Source organism: Frankia umida (assembly GCF_023242945.1).
Classification (GTDB): domain Bacteria; phylum Actinomycetota; class Actinomycetes; order Frankiales; family Frankiaceae; genus Frankia; species Frankia umida.
In genome coordinates this window covers 30,717-49,542 of the sequence record NZ_JALKFT010000031.1, presented here as the reverse complement: position 1 = coordinate 49,542, position 18,826 = coordinate 30,717, and the positions used below count along the sequence as shown (strand labels likewise).

Below are 18,826 nucleotides of genomic sequence, written 5' to 3'. Positions count from 1 at the left end.
GCGGTCATCCTTCCAGTCCGGCGGTGGCGCCGGACACCTTCTGCGGACTCGGGCCGGTGGCTGCCCCGGCGAGATCAGTGGTGGCGGTCGCGGTGGCCCCGACGGTCGCGGTGGTCCCAGCGGTCGCGGTGGCTCCGGCGGCGGCGGCGAGGTCGGCGGCGAAACGCTGGCCGGGGACGGCGTCGAGCAGTTCGCGGGTGTGCGCCTCGGTGGGGGCGGTCAGGACGCTGGCCGCGGTGCCGCTTTCCACGATGCGTCCACCGCGCAGCACGGCGACGTGGTGGGCGAGCGCGGCGACGACGGCGAGGTCATGGGAGACGAACAGGTAGCCGATGCCGAGCTCGTCCTGCAACCGGGCGAGCAGGGTGAGGATCTGGTCCTGCACGGAGACGTCGAGGGCGGACACCGGCTCGTCCAGGAAGACGAGTTCGGGTGACAGTGCCAGCGCCCGGGCGATCGCGACCCGTTGACGCTGACCGCCGGAGAGCTCCGCGGGGCGCCGTCCGGCGTAGGAGACGGGCAGGGCGACCTGGTCGAGCAGTTCGTGGACCCGGGCGGTGCGGCTGGCCCGGTCGCCGACCCGGAAGCTCACCAGCGGTTCGGCGATGCTCTGCCCGACGCTGAAACGCGGGTCCAGCGACGAGTACGGGTTCTGGTGGACGAGCTGGAAACGTCGGCGCAGCGGGCGCAGGGTCGACCAGCTGGCACCGGTGATGTCGGTGCCCTCGAGCAGCACCCGGCCGCGGGTCGGCGACTCCAGGCCCATCGCGATCCGCAGCGCCGTCGTCTTGCCCGATCCGGATTCCCCGACCAGGCCCAGGGTCTGGCCGGCGTGGACGGCGAGGTGCACGTCGTCGAGGGCGGTGAAGACACGGGACTCACCGCCGCGGGGCAGCCGGAAGTCCTTGCCCACCCCGTCCAACCGCAACAGTTCGGACGTGGACGCCACCGGCGCCCCGACCGACCCGCCGGCCGGGCTCACCGAGGCGACACCCGCCGGGGCCGGGCTGGCGGCGACCGGACCGGCCGGGGCGGGGTGGGGCGGCACGCTGGTGTGGCGGGGGACGATGCCGCCGGCGTGCGAGAGCGCGGGGGCGACGGCGATGAGGTGGCGGGTGTAGGCCTCGCGGGGGTGCAGCAGGATCTCGCGGGGGCCGCCCTGTTCGACGATGCGGCCGCGGCGCATGACCACGACCCGGTCGGCCCGGTCGGCGGCGACCCCCAGGTCGTGGGTGATGATCAGCAGCGAGGTGCCGGACTCGCGCACCAGGCTCGCGAGATGGTCGAGGATGCGACGTTGGACGGTGACGTCCAGGGCGCTGGTCGGTTCGTCGGCGATGATCAGCCGTGGCTGGCCGGCGAGCGCGATGGCGATGAGCACCCGCTGGCGCAGGCCGCCGGACAGTTCGTTGGGGTACTGCCGGGCCCGCATCGCCGGCCGGTCGACACCGGCTCGTTCCAGGGCCTCACGCACCTCGGCGGGCACCAGCCGGCGGTCCACGCCGCGGCGGCGCACGGCCTCGCCGACCTGGTTGCCGATGCGCATCGTCGGGTTGAGCCCGACCATCGGGTCCTGCGGGACGAGGCCGACGAACGGGCCGCGCAGCCGGCGCAGCACCCGTTCGGGGGCGGCGGTGACATCGGTGCCGGCGAGGGTGATCCGCCCGGCGGTGACCACCCCGTTGGCGGGGAGCAGGCCGAGGACCGCGTTGGCGGCGGTCGTCTTGCCCGAACCGGACTCGCCGACGACGGCGACGGTCTCCCCCGCGGTGACGGTGAGGCTGAGGTCCTCGACGGCGGGCACGACCCGGCCGCGCGCACGGTAGCCGACCGACAGACCGGCCAGGTCCACCAGGGTCTCGCTCACCGCTCCAGCTCCTCGAGGGTACGGGCCACGTGGTTGAGGCTGAACACGACCAGGCCGACGAACAGGCCCGGCAGCAGCGACAGCCAGGGGCTGGTGATCAGGAAGTTGCGTCCGTGGGAGATGAGGCTGCCCCATTCGGCGGCCGGCGGCGGGCTGCCGAAACCGAGGAAGCTCAGCGTGGACACCAGCAGCACGGCGGTGCCGAAGTCGAGGACGGCGAGCACACCGACCGGCCCCCACGAGTTCGGCAGGATGTGGCGCCACAACACCCGCCCCCAGGACGCCCCGCCGGTGCGGGCCGCCTCGACGTAGGGCTGCGAGCGGACCCGCAGCACCTCGGCTCGGGTGGTGCGGGCGAAGCCGGGGGTGATGCCGACCGCGACCGCGATCGCCATCGGCACCAGGCCGAACCCGAGGGCGGTGATGATGGTCAGGGCCATCATCAGGATCGGGATGGCCAGCAGCACGTCGACGATCCGCATCAGCAGCACGTCGATCCAGCCGCCGAAGAAGCCGGAGACGATGCCCAGGGCCAGGCCGGCGACGATGGCGATCAGCACCGATCCGCCGGTGACCTTGATGGTCAGGGTGGAGCCGTGCAGCATCCGGGTGAACAGGTCCCGGCCCAGTTCGTCGGTGCCGAACAGGTGCGAGAAGCTCGGGCCCCGCAGTTTCTCCAACGGAGAGGTGTCCGAGGGGCTGCGTGAGGTGAACAGTCCCGGCGCCAGGCCCGACACGATCACGAACAGGACGAACAGGACCGCGAGGACGAACCCGGGCCGGCGGCCCAGCGGCCGCAGGGTGGCGGCGGCCCGGTGCCACCAGCCGACCGTCTCGTACGACTCGTGACTGCTCGCCTCCGACACCGCCACGACCCCGGCGGCCTCGCGGTCGTCGGTGATCTCACGGCCGTCGGTGATCTCACGGCCGTCGGTGGCCTCACGGCCGTCGGTGATCTCACGGCCGTCGGTGGCCTCACGGCCGTCGGTGGCCTCACGGCCGTCGGTGGCCTCACGGCCGTCGGTGGCCTCGCGGTCCTGGGGCGGTCGCGCCCGCTGGACGGGCGGCGCCGGGTCGGGTCCGCTGTCGTGGCCGGTCGACGGGGCGAGGCCAGGCAGGGTGGCGCTGAGGTCCGTGGCGGTCAGGTTGTCGGGCATGGCGGGCCTCCTAGCCCGCCCGCGCGGCGGCGGCCACGCGCGGGTCGAGCAGCGTGTACAGCAGATCGACAAGCAGGTTGACCAGGACGAAGCCGGCGGCGGCGATCAGCACGATGGCCTGCACGAGCGGCACGTCCTGGCCGAGGACCGCCCGTTCGGCGAGCTGGCCCAGGCCGTCCCGGGAGAAGATCGACTCGATGACCACCGCGTTGGTCACCGTGTAGCCGAGCAGGATGCCCAGCAGGGTCAGCGCCGGCAGGGCGGCGTTGCGCAGCACGTGGCGCAGCTGCACCCTGGCCCGGGACAGGCCCTTGGCCCGGGCGGTGGTGATGTAGGGCTCGCGCCAGGTGTCGGAGAAGCTGCGGATGAGCAGCTGGGCGAGCATCGACGCGCCGAGCAGGCTCAGCGTCACCGCCGGCAGCACGAGGCTGCGCCAGCTGTCCTCGCCGGTGGCGGGAAACCAGTGCAGCGAGAAGGAGAAGGCCTGGATGAGCAGCAGGCCGATGAAGAACTGCGGCAGCGACACCCCGACGGCGGGCAGCCGGGCGAGCAGGGTGCGCGCCGGGCGCCACTGGACGTAGCTGGTCAGGTAGGCGAGCCCGACGCCGCCGATGACCATCAGGGGGACGGAGACCAGCGTCAGTTCCAGCGTGGACGCGATCTTGTCGGTGATCAGGGAGGCGACGGTGACGTTCTGCGTCAACGACATGCCGAAGTCCAGGTGCAGGGCGTTCCACAGGCCGTGGAGGTACTGCGCGAGGATCGGGTCGTTGAGGTCGTAACGGTCCTTGAGGATGTGCAGCTGCTCGGGGGTGAGCTGGCTGATGTCGGCGCCGCCGGCGGACAGCTGCAAGGTGATCGGGTCGCTCGGCAACACGTGCAGGATGACGAAGACGACCGTGTAGGCGGCCCAGAGCACGGCCAGCGCCTGGGCGAGCCGTCCGGCGAGGTAGCGAGGCATCAGGTTCCCGGTCCTGTTCGGTTCCGGTCGGGTGCGGTGCGGGTGGACGGGCCGGCCGGCCCCGGTGACGCGAACCGGCCGGCCCAGACGAAGCGGGTGAAGCGGGTGAAGCGGGTGGTGCCTACTTGAGGAAGATGTCGTTGGCCCGCAGGAAGGCCTCCGAGGTGAACGCGAAGCCGTGCACCTTCTTGGACACCCCGACGGTCTGCAGCCGGTCGTAGAGCGGGACCGTGACCACGTTGTCGATCAGGTAGTCCTGCAGCTCCTTGTAGGCGGCGGCACGCTTTTCCGGGTCGACGGTGGACTGGCCGGTGGCGAACAGCGCGCTGACCTTCGCCGCGGTCGCCGCGTCCTGGCTGTACTTCGCGGAGTACTGCTTGGTCGCGGCCTGGTCGATGGAGGAGCCGAGCACGCTCGGGTCGGCCCGGGTCAGGTAGGTGCCGGCCAGGTCGTACTCGCCGGCGTTGGCCAGCGGGGTGTACTGCGCCTGGGTGACGACCTTGATCTGCAGGTCGACGCCGACCTTCTTGAGCTGGTCCTGGATGAGCTGGTCACCGGGGCTCGGCGCCGGGCTGAGGTAGGTCAGGCTCAGCTTCCTGCCGTCCTTGTGCCGGTAGCCGTCGGAGCCGAGCGTCCAGCCGGCACCGTCGAGCAGCTTCGCCGCGCCGGACGGGTCGTGGGTGAGCTTGGCGGACTCGTCGGTGAAGTAGGGGGTGCTCGAGGTCAGCGGGCTCTTGGCCGCCGGGTAGTCGTCCCAGAACAGGGTCCTGGCGTAGCTGGACAGGTCCAGGGCCTTCAGGACGGCCCTGCGCACGGCGAGGTCGGCCAGCGGCCGCCCGCCGGTGATGTTCGGGGTGAGCAGGCCGGCGATACCGGGCAGGGCGCGGGTCTCGATGGTGGCACCGGAGGCCTTGATGACCTGCTGGTCGGCCTCGGAGATCGGCTGGCGCGGCCAGGCGATGTCGATGCTGCCGCCCGTGAGGCTGCCGACCCGGACGCTGTCCTCACTGATGTAGGAGACGTCGATGCCCTGCAGGTGGGCCTCGCCCTTGTTCGCGACCAGCGAACTCGGCCAGGCGTAGCCGGCCCGGCGGGTCAGCTTCGCCGACTTGGCCGTGGTGTAGCTGTCGAGGGTGAACGCGCCCGAACCGATGACCTTGCCGGCGCAGCGGGCCTCCGGCGTTTCCCTGTAGGTCGCCGGCGACAGGATCGCCAGCGTCGTCGTGGAGGTGGCCTGCAGGAACGCGGCGTTGGGCCTGGCGAAGTCGACCTTGACGGTGGCCGGGTCGACCACGGTCGTCGAGGTGTAGCCGGCCAGGTAGGTGACGCCGAGGATGGAGCGGGGGCCGAGTTCCTTCAGACCGTCGAAGGCGGTCTTCACGGCGGCGGCGTCCAGCCTGGTGCCGTCACTGAAGGTCGCGTCGGTGCGCAGCTTGAAGGTGAACTCGGTGGCCTGCGGGTTGACCGTCCAGCTCGTGGCGAGCCACGGGACGATCTTGCCGGTCTTCGGGTCCTGGTCGGTCAGCGAGTCGGCGATGTTGCGGTCCAGGCTGCGCGACTCGATCCAGTACACCTGGTTCGGGTCGATGCAGCCCTGCAGGTCGTTCCAGAAGGCGAGCTTGAGTCGCCCACCCGAGACGGGCTTGTCCCCCTGTGATCCGCCGCTGCCGGCGGTGTCCGACCCGGATCCACCACCGCTCCCGCAGGCCGCGAGGGTCACGGCCGCGAGGACGGAAACGGCGGCAGCGGTCAGCCGCCGTCTCGTTCGGTGACGGTGTGTCGTGCTCATGTGATGGTGCTCCTTGCGCGAGGTAGGACGACAGCGGGACGAACGGTGGTGCTCCGGACGGGCGCTTCGGGGGCAGGTCCGTCCGGGTGGGCTCAGGGGGTGGGGGTCTCGGGTGCCGCGGCGGCCAGCGTGCGCCGGCCGGCGGCGAGCAGCGCGCTGTCCTCCTGCGGCGGGTGCACCCGCACGCAGTGGACGTCGCGCAGGTGGCGCTCGAGCGGGTTGTGTCGGGTCAGGGCCGGGTTGCCGAGGGCGGCGACCGCGGTCTGCACGGCGCTGATCGCCGCGCGGGCGATCAGCGGCTTGGCGACGACGACCCGCCCGAGACCGCTCGGGTCGCCTGTCTCGAGCCGGCGGGCGACCCCGAAGGCGATCTCCTCGGCGGCGGTGAGCTGCGCCTCGATCTCCCCGGCGATCGTCTGGATGCGTTCGGTGGTGGCGATGGGACGGCCCAGCGCCGTGGGGACCCGCTCGTGGGCGAAACGCAGGAAGAAGTCCTGCGCGGCCCGGGCCACCCCGATGTACAGGGCGGTCGCGCCGAGTCCGACCGCGGCGAAGGTGGCGTCCGGCGGGACCTGCGCCGACAGCCGCTCACCGCGGAAGTACGACTCGGGCACCACCACGTCGTGGTAGAGCACGTCGTGGGTGCTGCTGGCGCGCAGACCGAAGTGGTCCCAGGTGCGGACGATCTCGATGCCCTCGGCCTCCGCCGGGACGATGACGTGGCCGATCAGCGGGTCGTCCTCCTCGGTGGCAACCCAGACCAGGTGGTAGCTCAGTCCTTCGGAGCTGGTCGCGAAGCCCTTGTGGCCCCGCACCACCCAGCCGTCCGCGGTGCGTCGGATCTTCGTCGCGGGCAGGCCGCCGCGCACGGGCGCGCCCAGTTCCGGTTCGGCGCGGATCGCGTTGAGCAGCACCGGGCGGGTCAGGGAGTCGGCGACGACCCGGCGGTAGAGCTCGTCCGGCCAGAACGGCGCCCGGCCCTGCATGACGTGCTGGAACACCGTCATCGACGAGATCAGTGCGACGGACGGGTCGCCCTTGCCGAGTGCTTCGAAGACCCGCACGCTGTCGGTGGCCGACAGGCCCTGACCGCCGTAGCGGGCGTCGATACCCAGCCGCAGCAGACCCGCGTCGTGCACCGCCTGCACACCGGCCCACGGGAACTCGCCGCTGCGGTCGTACTTCTCGGCGGTGCGGGCCAGGGTCGCGCCGACCCTGGCCAGGGCCTCGTCGGAGAGGTCGATCGCCGGCAGCGGCTCGACCCCCGCGGGCCCGTCGGGCGCGGTGGGCTGCGGGATGGACGTGGCCAGCTCGGTCGGGGCGGTCATGCCGAGGCACCGGTGGCGCCGACGGCCACGAGTTCACGCTGGTCGAGACCGGCGTCGAGGGAGACGACCTCACCGCGGCGGCCGGTGGCCTCCCGGTGCGCGAGCTCCTGGCGGATCAGCGGCAGGACATAGCGGCCGTAGTCGACCAGGTCGTTGTAGTTGTCGTAGCCGCGGATCGAGATCAGGTCGGCGCCGAGGTCGATGTAGTCGAGGATCGCGGCGGCCACCGTCTCGGGCGTGCCGACCAGCGCGGTCGAGGCGCCCCCGGCGTTGGTGGCCTTCGCCGGTGCCGTCCACAGTGCCCGGTCGTGGACCTCGCCGCGTTCGGCGGCGGCCAGCAGCCGCTGGGAGCCGACGTTGGCCGGGGGGAGACCCTTGCGGCGCAGGAACTGGGCGGCCGCGCCGGCGGTCCGCGTCAGCACGCCCAGGGTGCGGTGGGCCTTCTCCCAGGCCAGTTCCTCGGTCTCGGCGATGATCGGACGGAAGGTGACCCAGATCCGCGGCCGGTCGGTGCGACCGGCCAGACGGGCCTGCTCGTAGACGGCGTCGATCTGCTCCCGCGTCTCACGCAGCGGCTCGCCCCACAGGCCGAAGATGTCCCCGAGCGCGCCGCCGACCCGGTAGGCGTCCGCGGACGACCCGCCCACCGACACCGGGATGGTGCCGTTGACCGGCCGGACCAGCGAGACGAAGTCCTCGAAGGAGTAGTAGGTGCCGGCGTGGTCGAACGGGGTGGTCGACGTCCACACCCGGCGCAGGATGTCGATGTACTCGGCCTGGCGGGCGTAACGCTGCTCCTTGGGCAGCCGGTCGCCCTCGCGGGCCTGCTCGTGGTCGTCGCCACCGGCGATGAAGTGCACCACGGCCCGTCCGCCGGAGAGCTGGTCGAGGGTCGCCAGCTGCTTGGCGGCGACCGTCGGGAACATCGTGTTCGGGCGCAGCGCGACGATCGGACGCACCCGCTCGGTGTGCTGGGTGAGGGCCGCGGCCACGGTGAACGGGTCATGCCCGGGCGAGCCGTAGGGCACCAGGGTGTAGTCAAAGCCGTACTCGTCGAGCGTGCGGGCGTAGCGCCGGAAGAACGGCAGGTCGACGGCGGTCAGACCCAGCCGGTTGACCTCGTTGGACGGATTGACGTTGACGGCGCTGATGAACTCGACAGGCATGGTTCCTCCGTGCGTGCGGGTGCTGGGAGCGGATACCGGGGGCCGACGGCCGCGGGCGGGTGGGATCAGGCCCAGCGGGCGATCGTCGGCAGGTCCGCGCCCAGCCGCAGCCGCTCGAGGAACAGCACGATCGCGGCGGCGGCGCTGCGGTGGGTGGCGTCGTTGAGCGCGTCGTGGCGGCCACCCTCGATGGTCACCAGCTCCGCCCGCGGCGCGGCGGCGTAGCGGGCCCGGGCCCGGCCCAGCGGGCTGACCAGGTCGGCCGTGCCGTGCACCCCGAGGACCGGGACCGTCACCGCGGCCAGGTCACCGTCGGCGAGCCAGGCCGCGGGCACCGGCCGCTCCAGCGCGCCGCGACGCACCTCGGGGTCGGCGTCCAGACGGGCCTGGTGGGCCGGGCACGCCGTGCGCACCTCGAGTTCCGCCGTCCAGCCCGGTGCGCCCTGGCCGTCCGGCGCCGCCGCACCCCGCTCACGGGCCTGGTCGGACGGGGCCGAGTCGCCAGAGTCAGCCGAGTCAGCCGAGTCAGCCGAGTCAGCCGAGCCAGCCGAGCCAGCCGAGCCAGCAGAGCCAGCAGAGCCGGCGGTGGGCAGGCCGACGAGCAGCAGCGCGTCGATGTCGACCGCGCCGGTCGCGGTCAGCGCGGCGGCGAAGGCGGCGCCGGCGTCCGAACCGGCGAGGACCCGCGGCGCCGGCAGGTCGGGGTCGGCGAGCAACGAGCGGACGTCCGCGGTGACCGTCGCGGCCGCCTCCTCACCCCGCGAGGGGTCACCGACCACGCGCACCCGGTAGCCGTCGGCCGCGATCCGGGTGCCGAACCGCTCGTAGACGCCGGGATGCTCCCCCCGGCCCGCGACGACGATCACCGTTCCGCGCGCCGCGACCTGCGGCGGGTTGTCGAAGGCCCGCAGCGTCGGCGTCGCCTCGCCGGTGGTGTCGCCCCCGGTCACCACCGACGCGCCCGACGGCCGCGGCGCCGCCGCGGTGGCCGCCGACGAGGTCACCGCCGACGAGGTCGCGGTGGTGGGGATGAGCGGAGTGGAGGTCATCTCGGTGTCCTTCGTCCGGCGTGTTGACGGTCAGCGCAAACAGGAATGGCAGATATGCACATAACGGACTAATGAATGTTTCGACCCGGTGTTGTCCGCCCGGGCATGACGCCGACGACCCTCGGGTCATGCCGGGAAAAGGACCGCCTCGCCACATCGGGACCGGTCACCGCGACGAGGCTGGTCCCGCCGATCCGAAACAACGGCATACATTTCCCCCTGGACGGCCGGGCAGCTGGTCGTGGAGCCGCCCTGGCCGCGGCATCTGTACTGCGACGAACAGCGAGGGCCGGGGTTGTCACACCGCGGGAGCGGGACGCCGGCAGGGCACGAGATGTCAGCCGAATCGAACCGGTGACCGGCCCGAACACGCTCGGGCCCGCCCGTCCAAAAACGGCAGGATCAGCGGGTCGGACAGGCCGAGGAGGCGAGGAAGCCGAAGTCGACGACACGCCTGCGGGTCAGAATCCGCCCAGGCGTGGACGCGGGCAGGACAGCACCGGGCCGGGGAGCTCCGTGCCCCCCGCACCGCCTGGTCGCTGACTCCCCGAACATGTTCATCAGAATGGTGGGTTTTCCCGGCGATGTCCAACGCGGATCCGCGATGGCACCAATCAGCAAACGCGATCGGTTCGCCCAGGTTGCGTCCCTGCCCACCGGGCACACCACCACCGCCGGCGATCGGGATGACCGTGATGGGTGGCCGCGGTGGCCGCGGTGGCCGCGTCCGGGCGCACCCGGGGTCGTGCGGGGCGCATGGGATCGGGCGCTCGGGGGCATCCTGCCCGTGGAACCCGGAGGTGGTCACGATGACGGAGTGGGCGCTGGAGTCGATCGCAGCGGTCCAGCTGCCACAGGCCGAGACCATCGTCGCGGACCTGCTCGACATCCTGCGCCGGCAGCTCGATGTCGACGTCGCCGTGCTCGCCCGGTCCGAACAGGGTGAGCTGGTCGTGCAGGTCATCCGCGGGGATCCGGGCTCGTTGGATCTCACCCCGGGGGTGCCGCTGACCAGGGACAGCGGCCTGCTCGCCAGCCTGCTCGGCGGCGACATCCGACCAGGTGCCGTGCGTTCGACCGCGTCAGCGCCGGTGTTCGACAGCGACGGCGGGATCTACGGGGTGCTGGCCTGCCTGACCACGCGGCCGCACCCGGCGCGCAACGCGGCCCGCGACGAACGGTTCCTGCGGCTGATGGCCGCCTTCCTCACCGACTCGGTGCTGGACCTCCAGGAGATGTGGACGCGGCGTCGGCGCGTCTGGCAGGAGGTCAGCGACCTGATCGACGACGGCGGGCCGCAGGTGGTGTTCCAGCCGATCCTGCGCCTGAGTGACCGGCGGATCGTCGGCCTCGAGGCGCTGTCCCGGTTCCCCGACCTCACCGCCGCGCCGCAGCACTGGTACGCCAACGCCGCCACCGTCGGTCTTGCCACCGAACTCGAACGCATCGCGATCCACGGTGCGTTGCGGGTCCTGCCGATGCTGCCCCCCCACCTGACACTCACCGTCAACGTCTCGCCCTCCACGCTGGTCGCGGGTCTGGTGGATGCCCTGCCGCCCGTCGCCGCCGGCCGGCTGGTGATGGAGATCACCGAGCACGAGCACATCAGCGACGACCAGGAACTGCTGAGCACCGTCGGGGAACTGCGTGCCCGCGGTATCCGCATCGCGATCGACGACATCGGCACCGGCTACGCCGGACTCGCCCAGCTGCTACGCCTACGCCCCGAGATCATCAAACTGGACGGGGTGATCACCCGCGGGATCGACACCGACGCCGCCCGGCGGGCGATCGCCGCGGGCCTGGTCGAGGTGGCCCGGGAGATCGGCGGGCGAGTCGTCGCCGAAGGCATCGAGACCCCCCGGGAACTCGCCACGGTCGAAGCCGCCGGCATCGGCTACGGCCAGGGCTTCCTCCTCGGACGACCAGCCCCCGCCAGCGAGGTCACCCAGGACACCACCACCGCTGCCACCGCTGCCACCGCTGCCACCGCTGCCAGGATCGCCGGGGGGGCCACCGCCGCGGGCTCCGCGCCCGCCAGCCAGGCCTGACCGCCGGGCCTGCCGCGTCCGCTTCGGCCTCCCGCCGGTGGACCTTTCGTTTCCACCCCCTCGGCGCGACCCGGATGGGCGGATCTTGCTCCGGGGCTGGTCGCGGGTGTGGCGGCGGCCGGAGCGGGTCCGTTCGGGGTGGCCCGGGGGGATGACACCCAGCGGACAGATCGACCGGAGTGCGCCCGATGTCGCCTAGCATCATCCGATATGACCGGGGTGGGCACGTCGTCGCAGCCTGCCACGGGCACACCCCCGGACCCCGCCTCCGCAGCACCACCATCCGCGCCATCGCCGTCGTCGCCGGCCCCCTTCTCGCCGTCGGCGTGGGGGTGGCGGCCGTCGGACTGGTGGTCCTCGCCACCCGGTCGGCTGCGGCTGGTCTCGCTGGTCGTGATGGTGCTGCTGGTCGCGCTGTGGATCACGGCGTTCGCCACCAGCCAGGCCCGGCAGGGGACGCTGGACGCCCTGTCCGGGCGACCCGGCGGCGGGCAGAGCGCCACGCTCGTCGCGGCACTGCGCCTGCGTTCGGACCTCGCCGGTACCGATGCCGCCGCCACCCGCGTCCGCCTCGGCGGCAACGACGGCCTCGAGGTGGCCCGCCAGCGGGAGGCCTACCGCCGGGCGATGGCGGACGTCGGGGTGCAGCTCGTCGTGCTCGCCCGCGCCCACCCCGACGCCGACGGCGGCACCGACGCCGATCCGGGCTCGGCGCTCACGGTCATCGCCCAGCAGCTGTCCCCCTACGGTGGCGAGGTGGCGCAGGCGAAGGCCGCCCGTTCGGAACTGATGTGGCGCACGATCCTGCCGGCGGCCGACCGGATCGTCGCCACCGAGCAGAGCCGGGCCGAACACGCCCTGCACCGGGCCGAGGCCACGAACCCGCTGGTCGGCGTCGTCGTTCTCGGCGCGTTGACGTTCGGGGCGCTGGTCAGCACCCAGATCTGGCTGGTGCGGCGGACCAACCGCGTCCTGAATCCCGCCCTCGCCGCCGCGACGGTCCTGTCCGCCGTGGCCGTGGGCTGGACCCTGCTCGCCTTCGCCGCCCAACATGATCACATCGCGGACGGCCGCGACCACGGCTACCTCCCGCTGACCCGAACCTCGCAGGCCAGGGTGCTGGCCCTGCGTGCCTGGACCGACGACGTCCGCGCGCTGCTCGACCGATCCGATGCCCCCCGCCTGGACGCCGACTCCGCCGCCGCGAGCACCCGCCTGCGCCACGACCCGGCCAGCGCCCCCGCCGCAGGTGCCGCCGGTTCCGACGGCGCCGGCCTGCTCGCCATGATCGCCGCCCCCGGTGGCCCCGACCAGGCCGCCCGCGCCGCTCTGACCCCCGCCTGGACCGACTACGCCGACATCGCCGCGCGCATCCGCGACGGCGCGGGACGACCCGAGGGCCTCTGGCCGGCCGCGCTGCTCGCCCAGCAGGACGCGACCGGTGCCCTGCGCACCTTCGACGAACGCTCCGTGGCCGTCCTCGACGCCAGCCGCACCCATCTCACGGACGACCTCACCGCCGCCGCCGACACCGTCGACACGCTGCCCGCCGCCCTGTCGATCACGCTGGGCCTGGCCGCCGTCCTCACCTTCGTCGGCCTCCAACTACGCATCAACGACTATCACTGACCTGCGCCGGCCCCCGGTTCCAGGGAGGATCCAGGGTAGGCGAGCGGGTGGAGGCCGCCACATCGGCGGCCCCGGGCGAACCGGCCGTGGATCATGAGATGCGAGGGTCGACCGCGGGCGGTGCTCGAGCGGGTGCCCTCCCCTGGGTGGCCGGCGGGCCACCGGAGGGTGGTGACGCCGGCCACCCCGCCCTCGGGCGCCGAGCGCGATGCACGAGTGCGTCCAGCCATGATGCGACGATGCGCGGATCGGGCATCTCGGGTCGGATGACGAGAACGCGACAGCTGGCCGAAATCGGTGATCTGGCGACCTACCATCGGTCATCGTGCGGGCTTCACGTTGGCGGGCGGCCTGGCCAGTGACAAGGAGAGCAGTGACCGATCCCCAGCGCTGCCCGCGGCCCACGTGCCACGGTGTGCTCCAGGACGGTCGCTGCCCGGCCTGCGGCTGGTCCCGCGGCCCGGTCAGCTCCGCGGCCCACGAGATCAGCACCGACACGAACGCGGGCACCAGCACCGGCGTCGCGGCCTCGGCCACGCTGCGACCCTCCGCGGTCCCCCAGGTCACGCATCAGCCGGTGGCGCCCCCGCCCACCATCTTCTCGGCTGCGACCTCCACCCCTGGCGGACCCGAGCTGGACCCGACCCGGCCCACCACCTTCTCTCCCGCCGTCCCGCCGGCGTCCCCGTTCACACCCTCGGTGTCCCCGTTCACATCCCCGGCACCTCCCGCCGCACCGCCGGCATCCCCCGCTCCCACCGCCGCACCGCCGGCATCCCGTCCGACGCCCGTGGCGAAACCGTCCGGTGGCTCCGGCGGCGCGAGCTCGGGAAATCCGAGCGCAGATGGCGCGGGCACGGGTGGCGCGGGCACGGGTGGCGCGGGCACGGGCGGTGCGGGCACGGGCGGTGCGGGCACGGGCGGCGGCGCTGCCGGGCGTGGGGTGCTGGACGAAACCGACGGTGATCACGAGGCGGCGACGCTGCCGCCGCGGCCGGGATGGTCGGGGTGGTCGGACGAGGTGGGGGCCTCCGGGTTCCCCACCGCACCGCCGCCGACCGTCTGGACGAAAAGCGAAGGTGACGAAGGCGCCGAGCCTCCGGCGCGTCCCGCCTCGGTCGCTCCGGCGCGCTGTCCGGCACCCCGGCCCGGACAGAACCAGCTCTGGTCCGCGGCTGGCAGCGCGACCGGCGGGCGCTCGCAGCGGGCGTCCGACACCTCCGGGCACGGCGCCGTCGACGGTGCCGGTTCGGGCAGCGGGGCGGGAACCGGCCTCGTCCACGGCCCGGCCGGTGGGCAGGGAACCTCGGCCGGCGGGTCGGGCGGGTCCGGTGGCGAACCGGCGGCTTCGGGCAGGGGGACAGGCGGGTCCGGTGGCGCGTCGGGACGGTCGGGCTCCGGGTCGGTCAACGGGCCGGGGGCGGGGCTGGTGGAGCTGCCCGCGGTGGAACGGCCCGATCCGGCGTCGCTGCTGCTCATCGACCCACGGCTGCCGCTGCGGTTGCGGGTGTGCCGGGGCTGCGGGGAGCCGGTGGGACGGGCCCGGGCCGGCCAGCAGGCACTCGCGGAGGGTTTCTGCGCCGGCTGCGGACAGCCCTACTCCCTGCGGCCGTCGCTGCGGCCCGGGGACCAGATCGGCCGGTACGAGATCGAGGGTGTGCTCGCCCACGGCACCCATGGCTGGACCTACCTGGCTCTCGATCACAGCGCGGAGGCGCAGCCCTGGGTCGTCTTCCGAGGGCTGTGCACCTCCCCCGAGCGGGACGTCCGGGTCGCGGCGATGGCCGAGCGGGGCTTCCTCACAGAGCTGGACCATCCTGGGATCGCGAAGGCCCACACGTGCCTCGAGCACGGCGACACCAGCTATCTCGTCACGGAACACGTCTCTGGTCTTACGCTTCGTGATATGCAGCGACGACGGCAGACCGATGTGGGACGACCGGACCCGCTGCCGGTGACCGCCGCGATCGCCTACGTCATGGCCGCGCTGCCGGCGCTGGAGTACCTGCACCGCCGCGGGCTGGTGTACGGGGACGTCCGGCCGGACACCATCATGGCCAGCGGACACCAGGTACGGCTGGTGGACCTGCGGGCCATCCAGCGCCTCCAGCGCCGACCGGGCAGCGGCCGCGGCGGCGCCGCGATGGGGGCGCTGGGGTTCCAGGCGCCGGAGGTGGGCACCGACGGTCCCTCGGTCGCCGGCGACCTGTACGCCGTCGGACGGACCCTGGCCGCCCTCGCCCTGGACCTGCGCGGTTTCACCTCGACGTACCGGTTCAGTCTGCCGCCGGCCACCGCGCACACGGTGCTGGCCCGGCACGAGTCGCTGACCCGGCTGCTGGCGAAGACGACCGCCCGCGACCCGGCTCGACGTTTCGCCAGCGCCACCGAACTACACGGTGAGCTGCTCGGTGTCCTGCGGGAGATCGTCGCCGCCGAACGCGGCCGGCCGCTCCCCGCCCCCGTCCGCAGCACCCGTTTCGGCCCCGACGCCAGCCCCGACAGTGGCACGGGAACTGGCGGTGGTGCGGGAACTGGCGGTGGCACGGGTGCTGGCGGTGAACTGGCGGGGCCGTGGCCGGTGCTGTCGTGGCGGGTGCTGCCCCAGCTGCTGGCCGAGCCGGCCGATCCGGCCGCCGCTGCCCTCGCGACGTTGCCGGACGTCCCACCCGCCCAGCTCGCGGACCTGCTCGCCGCGCTGGGAGCGGCCAGTCCGGCGGCCCGGCTCCGGCTGGCCGACCTGCACATCCGCACCGGTGCACGGGATGCGGCTCGGACACAGCTGTCGGCCATCGCGGCCGACGACCCGCGGCAGTGGCGCGTCCACTGGCTGCGTGGGCTGCTGCTGCTCGCCGAGGATGACGCCGCCGCGGCGTCCAGCGCGTTCGAGCAGGTCTACGACGAGGTTCCCGGTGAGCTCGCCCCGAAGCTGGCGCTGGCCGTCGCCGCCGAGTCCGCGGGCAATCCCGATCGGGCCCGGGTGCTCTACGACCTGGTCTCCCGGACCGACAGTTCGTTCGCCAGCGCGGCGTTCGGGCTGGCCCGGCTGCGCCTGGCCGCCGGGGACCGCACCGGGGCGCTGGAGGCCTACCGTCGGGTGACGTCCACGCCGAACACACCGGACGCGCACCTGCGGTCACGCATCCACCTGGTGCGAGCCCTCGGTGTGGCCGGTGACGACCCGGCGACACCGACCCTCGCGGGTCTGCGCAGCGCGTCAGCGATTCTCGCCGAGCTGGACCTGCCACCGGCGACCCGGGCCGCGCTCACCCGGGACCTGCTCACCGACGCGCTGCGCCTGCTACGCTCCGGCGCCCAGGCGCCCGACCCGGGCACCGAGATCGCCGGGACGCCACTGCAACCGGTGCCCGTCCGTCTGGGCCTGGAACACGCCTACCGCACCCTCGCCCGGCACGCTCCCACCCGACACGAACGCCACCACCTGGTGGATCTCGCCAACCGCATCCGCCCCCGAACCCTCCTGTGATGTCTCCGATGACGCTGCCGCCCTCCCCCACGCCTCCCACCCCGTCGAGCTCGTCCGTCCCCTCGACCGTCGGCGACCCCGCGGGTTCCCATCCGGTGCCGGTCACCGATGAGACGCCGACCGTCGACATCGTCACGTCCATGGTCGGCGGCAACGGCGACCACAGCGAGCTCGACCTTGACCTGGCCGCCGCGGTCAGCAACGTCGGTCTGGTCCACCACACCAACGAGGACGGCTTCGCCCTGCGCACCGTCCACCCGAACCCCTCGCGGCAGGACACCGGCGCGCCCCCCGGACCCATCGCGAACCACACCATCCCGGCCGGCCATGCCGGCGGCGGCACCGTCGCACAGGGCGGTGGCGTGGGTGGCCTGGGTGGCGCGGGTGGCGCGGAGACCGGCGGCCTCGAGTCGATCATCCTGGCCGCCGTCTGCGACGGGGTGTCCACGGCTCCCGGTTCCGGTCCGGCCGCCGTGCGCGCGGCCCGTGACGCCGTCGACCTGCTCACCCACATCGCCACGACCATGTCGTCACCCACCGGCACCGCCGACGAGGTCGTCTCCCACGAGGCCATCACGGTCGGCGCCGGCACCGGCATCCTCCTGGACGCCTCCCCCCTCACCGATCCCGGCCTCACCGCTCCCACCGGGGCCGGTCACGCCGGGGCCGGTCCTGGCGAGGTTGGTCCTGGCGAGGTTGGTCCTGGCGAGGTTGGTCCTGGCGGGGCCGGTCACGCCGGGGCCGGCGGTGGGAGTGGCGCCGCGCCCGGCGATGCGTCCGACGCCGGTGGCGCGGCCGAGGCCGGTGACATGCTCGATGCCGGTGGCACGGCCGAGGCCGGTGAGGCGTCCGCGTTCGGGGGCGACCCCTGGGACGAGGGCGCGCCGGCCCACGATCGGGACCCGCTCGAGCGGGACCTGGCCGCCGGGGACACCCGTCCGCTGGGACCGCGCCGTCATCCGGCCGCCGGACCCGGCACCGCCTGGCAGCCGAGTGCGCTGCGGGCCGCGGCGTCCGCCGCCGAGCGCGGCGCCCTGGCCACCGCGCTCGACAGTGACAACACCCCCGCCTGCACCTTCGTCGCCGCGATCGTCACCGCCGAGCAGATCACCATCGGCTGGCTTGGCGACAGCCGGGCCTACCTGCTCGACCAGGCCGGGCCGCACCTGCTGACCGCCGACGACACGGTGGCGGCCGAGGCGGTACGGGCCGGGCTGCGACCGGCGGGCACCGCCGAGACGGGTCCGGGTTCGCACACCATCACCCGCTGGCTTGGCACGTCCAGCCCCGGCACGGCACCGCACGTGGTGACGTGCACGCCGACCGGGCAGGGTCGTCTCATCCTGTGCAGTGACGGGCTGTGGAACTACCTGTCGGCACCCAAGCGCCTCGCCGCGCGCGTGCAGGAACTCCCGCCCGAGGCGTCGGCGCTGACCGTCGCCCGGCACCTCACCTCCGCCGCGCTCCTGGCCGGCGGCGGGGACAACATCACGGTGATCGTCATCGATCTCCCCTAGTTGTCCATGAACGTTTCCGGCCGCGGTGGAGTCGCTGCGGGCGCACACTCCGGGACGGCAGACGGGCCCACCCGTCCCGCCGGGCTGCCAGCGGTGACGACGGCCCGTGACGACGGCGCTGTCGGTGAGACATGCGTGGACAGCGCACTGGCCTGACCCTCGTGGCGCGGGGGGCCGACACGGTCAGGGCCGGAAGCGTGGTCGCTGAGCACGGTGAGAGCCGGGCCGAGCGACCACGCATCGCGGGTTGGCTACCTATCGCGGGTTGGCTGCGGGACGGGGCGGGGCGTGGTTGCGGGGTGGGGCGGGGGTCAGGTTATGGGGAGAACGGTGTGGGGGTCGAGAATGGTAGTGATCTTGCCGGGAATGCGGAAGACGGCGTTGGGGGTGCCGGCGGCGGCCCAGACCTCGTCGTACTGAAGAAGGTCCTCGTCGACGAACAGAAGCATCGTCTGTTTGTGGCCGAGGGGGGGAACGCCGCCGATGGAGAAACCGGTGGTCCGTTTGACGTAGGCGGCGTCCGCCCGGGCGATGTCACGGCCGAGGACGGCCGCGATCTTCGTTTCGTCCACCCGGTTCGTGCCACTGGCCAGGACCATCACGGGGCCGCCGGTGTCGGTGTCCCGAAAGACCAGCGACTTGACGATCTGTGCCTTCGAACAGCCCAGGGCACGGGCGGCGTCGTCGGCCGTGTGGGTGGAGTCCGGCAGTTCCAGGACCTCGAGCGCATAACCGCGACCGTCGAGCATTTCCTGGAACTGCCCAGCCCGCTTGCTCAGACTCATCTGTCCCGCTCCTCGCATGTGACCCCTGCCAATCCGACCC

At 73.3% G+C, this 18,826-nt stretch carries 12 protein-coding genes; 4 read left to right on the top strand and 8 right to left on the bottom strand.

The genetic code is table 11. The annotated features are described in order from the left end of the window. Positions 1–4: 4 nt before the first annotated feature. The 7 genes from MXD59_RS21625 to MXD59_RS21595 all read right to left on the bottom strand — a co-directional run bounded on the left by MXD59_RS21625 (position 5) and on the right by MXD59_RS21595 (position 9,317). Entirely contained in the window at positions 5–1,867 is a 1,863-nt protein-coding gene (locus MXD59_RS21625) for a dipeptide ABC transporter ATP-binding protein (protein ID WP_248826457.1), read from the bottom strand. Next, positions 1,864–3,024: an ABC transporter permease subunit gene (locus tag MXD59_RS21620; RefSeq protein WP_308301755.1), complete on the bottom strand. Its 1,161-nt coding sequence runs from the start codon at positions 3,022–3,024 to the stop codon at positions 1,864–1,866. The genes MXD59_RS21625 and MXD59_RS21620 overlap by 4 nt, the downstream gene beginning before the upstream one ends. A gap of 10 nt (positions 3,025–3,034) precedes the next feature. Beyond that, positions 3,035–3,985: an ABC transporter permease gene (locus MXD59_RS21615; RefSeq protein WP_248826456.1), complete on the bottom strand. Its 951-nt coding sequence runs from the start codon at positions 3,983–3,985 to the stop codon at positions 3,035–3,037. A 121-nt stretch (positions 3,986–4,106) separates the two neighbouring features. Next, complete coding sequence (locus tag MXD59_RS21610) at positions 4,107–5,774, bottom strand: ABC transporter substrate-binding protein (RefSeq protein WP_248826455.1); 1,668 nt, start codon at positions 5,772–5,774, stop codon at positions 4,107–4,109. Between the two features lie 92 nt (positions 5,775–5,866). Further along, positions 5,867–7,102: an acyl-CoA dehydrogenase family protein gene (locus MXD59_RS21605; RefSeq protein ID WP_248814226.1), complete on the bottom strand. Its 1,236-nt coding sequence runs from the start codon at positions 7,100–7,102 to the stop codon at positions 5,867–5,869. After that, positions 7,099–8,268, bottom strand: coding sequence for an LLM class flavin-dependent oxidoreductase (locus MXD59_RS21600; RefSeq protein WP_248814228.1), 1,170 nt, complete (start codon positions 8,266–8,268; stop codon positions 7,099–7,101). Before MXD59_RS21600 ends, MXD59_RS21605 begins: the two co-directional genes overlap by 4 nt. Positions 8,269–8,333: 65 nt before the next feature. Beyond that, positions 8,334–9,317, bottom strand: a complete 984-nt coding sequence (locus tag MXD59_RS21595) for an alpha/beta fold hydrolase (RefSeq protein ID WP_248826454.1) — start codon at positions 9,315–9,317, stop codon at positions 8,334–8,336. A gap of 809 nt (positions 9,318–10,126) precedes the next feature. Between MXD59_RS21595 and MXD59_RS21590 the strand changes: the two genes are divergently transcribed. The 4 genes from MXD59_RS21590 (at position 10,127) to MXD59_RS21575 (ending at position 18,001) form a co-directional block, all read left to right on the top strand. Beyond that, complete coding sequence (locus MXD59_RS21590; protein WP_248826453.1) at positions 10,127–11,368, top strand: EAL domain-containing protein; 1,242 nt, start codon at positions 10,127–10,129, stop codon at positions 11,366–11,368. Positions 11,369–11,578: 210 nt separating this feature from the next. Continuing rightward, positions 11,579–12,997, top strand: a complete 1,419-nt coding sequence (locus tag MXD59_RS26680) for a GlnX family signal transduction membrane protein (RefSeq protein ID WP_283097281.1) — start codon at positions 11,579–11,581, stop codon at positions 12,995–12,997. A gap of 415 nt (positions 12,998–13,412) precedes the next feature. Beyond that, positions 13,413–16,484, top strand: coding sequence for a tetratricopeptide repeat protein (locus MXD59_RS21580; protein ID WP_248826452.1), 3,072 nt, complete (start codon positions 13,413–13,415; stop codon positions 16,482–16,484). A gap of 8 nt (positions 16,485–16,492) precedes the next feature. Continuing rightward, a complete protein-coding gene (locus MXD59_RS21575) occupies positions 16,493–18,001 on the top strand; it encodes a PP2C family protein-serine/threonine phosphatase (protein WP_248826451.1) in 1,509 nt (502 codons plus the stop codon). Between the two features lie 311 nt (positions 18,002–18,312). On the opposite strand, the gene MXD59_RS21570 is transcribed toward MXD59_RS21575, so the two are convergent. Further along, positions 18,313–18,786: a YbaK/EbsC family protein gene (locus MXD59_RS21570; RefSeq protein ID WP_248826450.1), complete on the bottom strand. Its 474-nt coding sequence runs from the start codon at positions 18,784–18,786 to the stop codon at positions 18,313–18,315. Between the last annotated feature and the right edge of the window lie 40 nt (positions 18,787–18,826).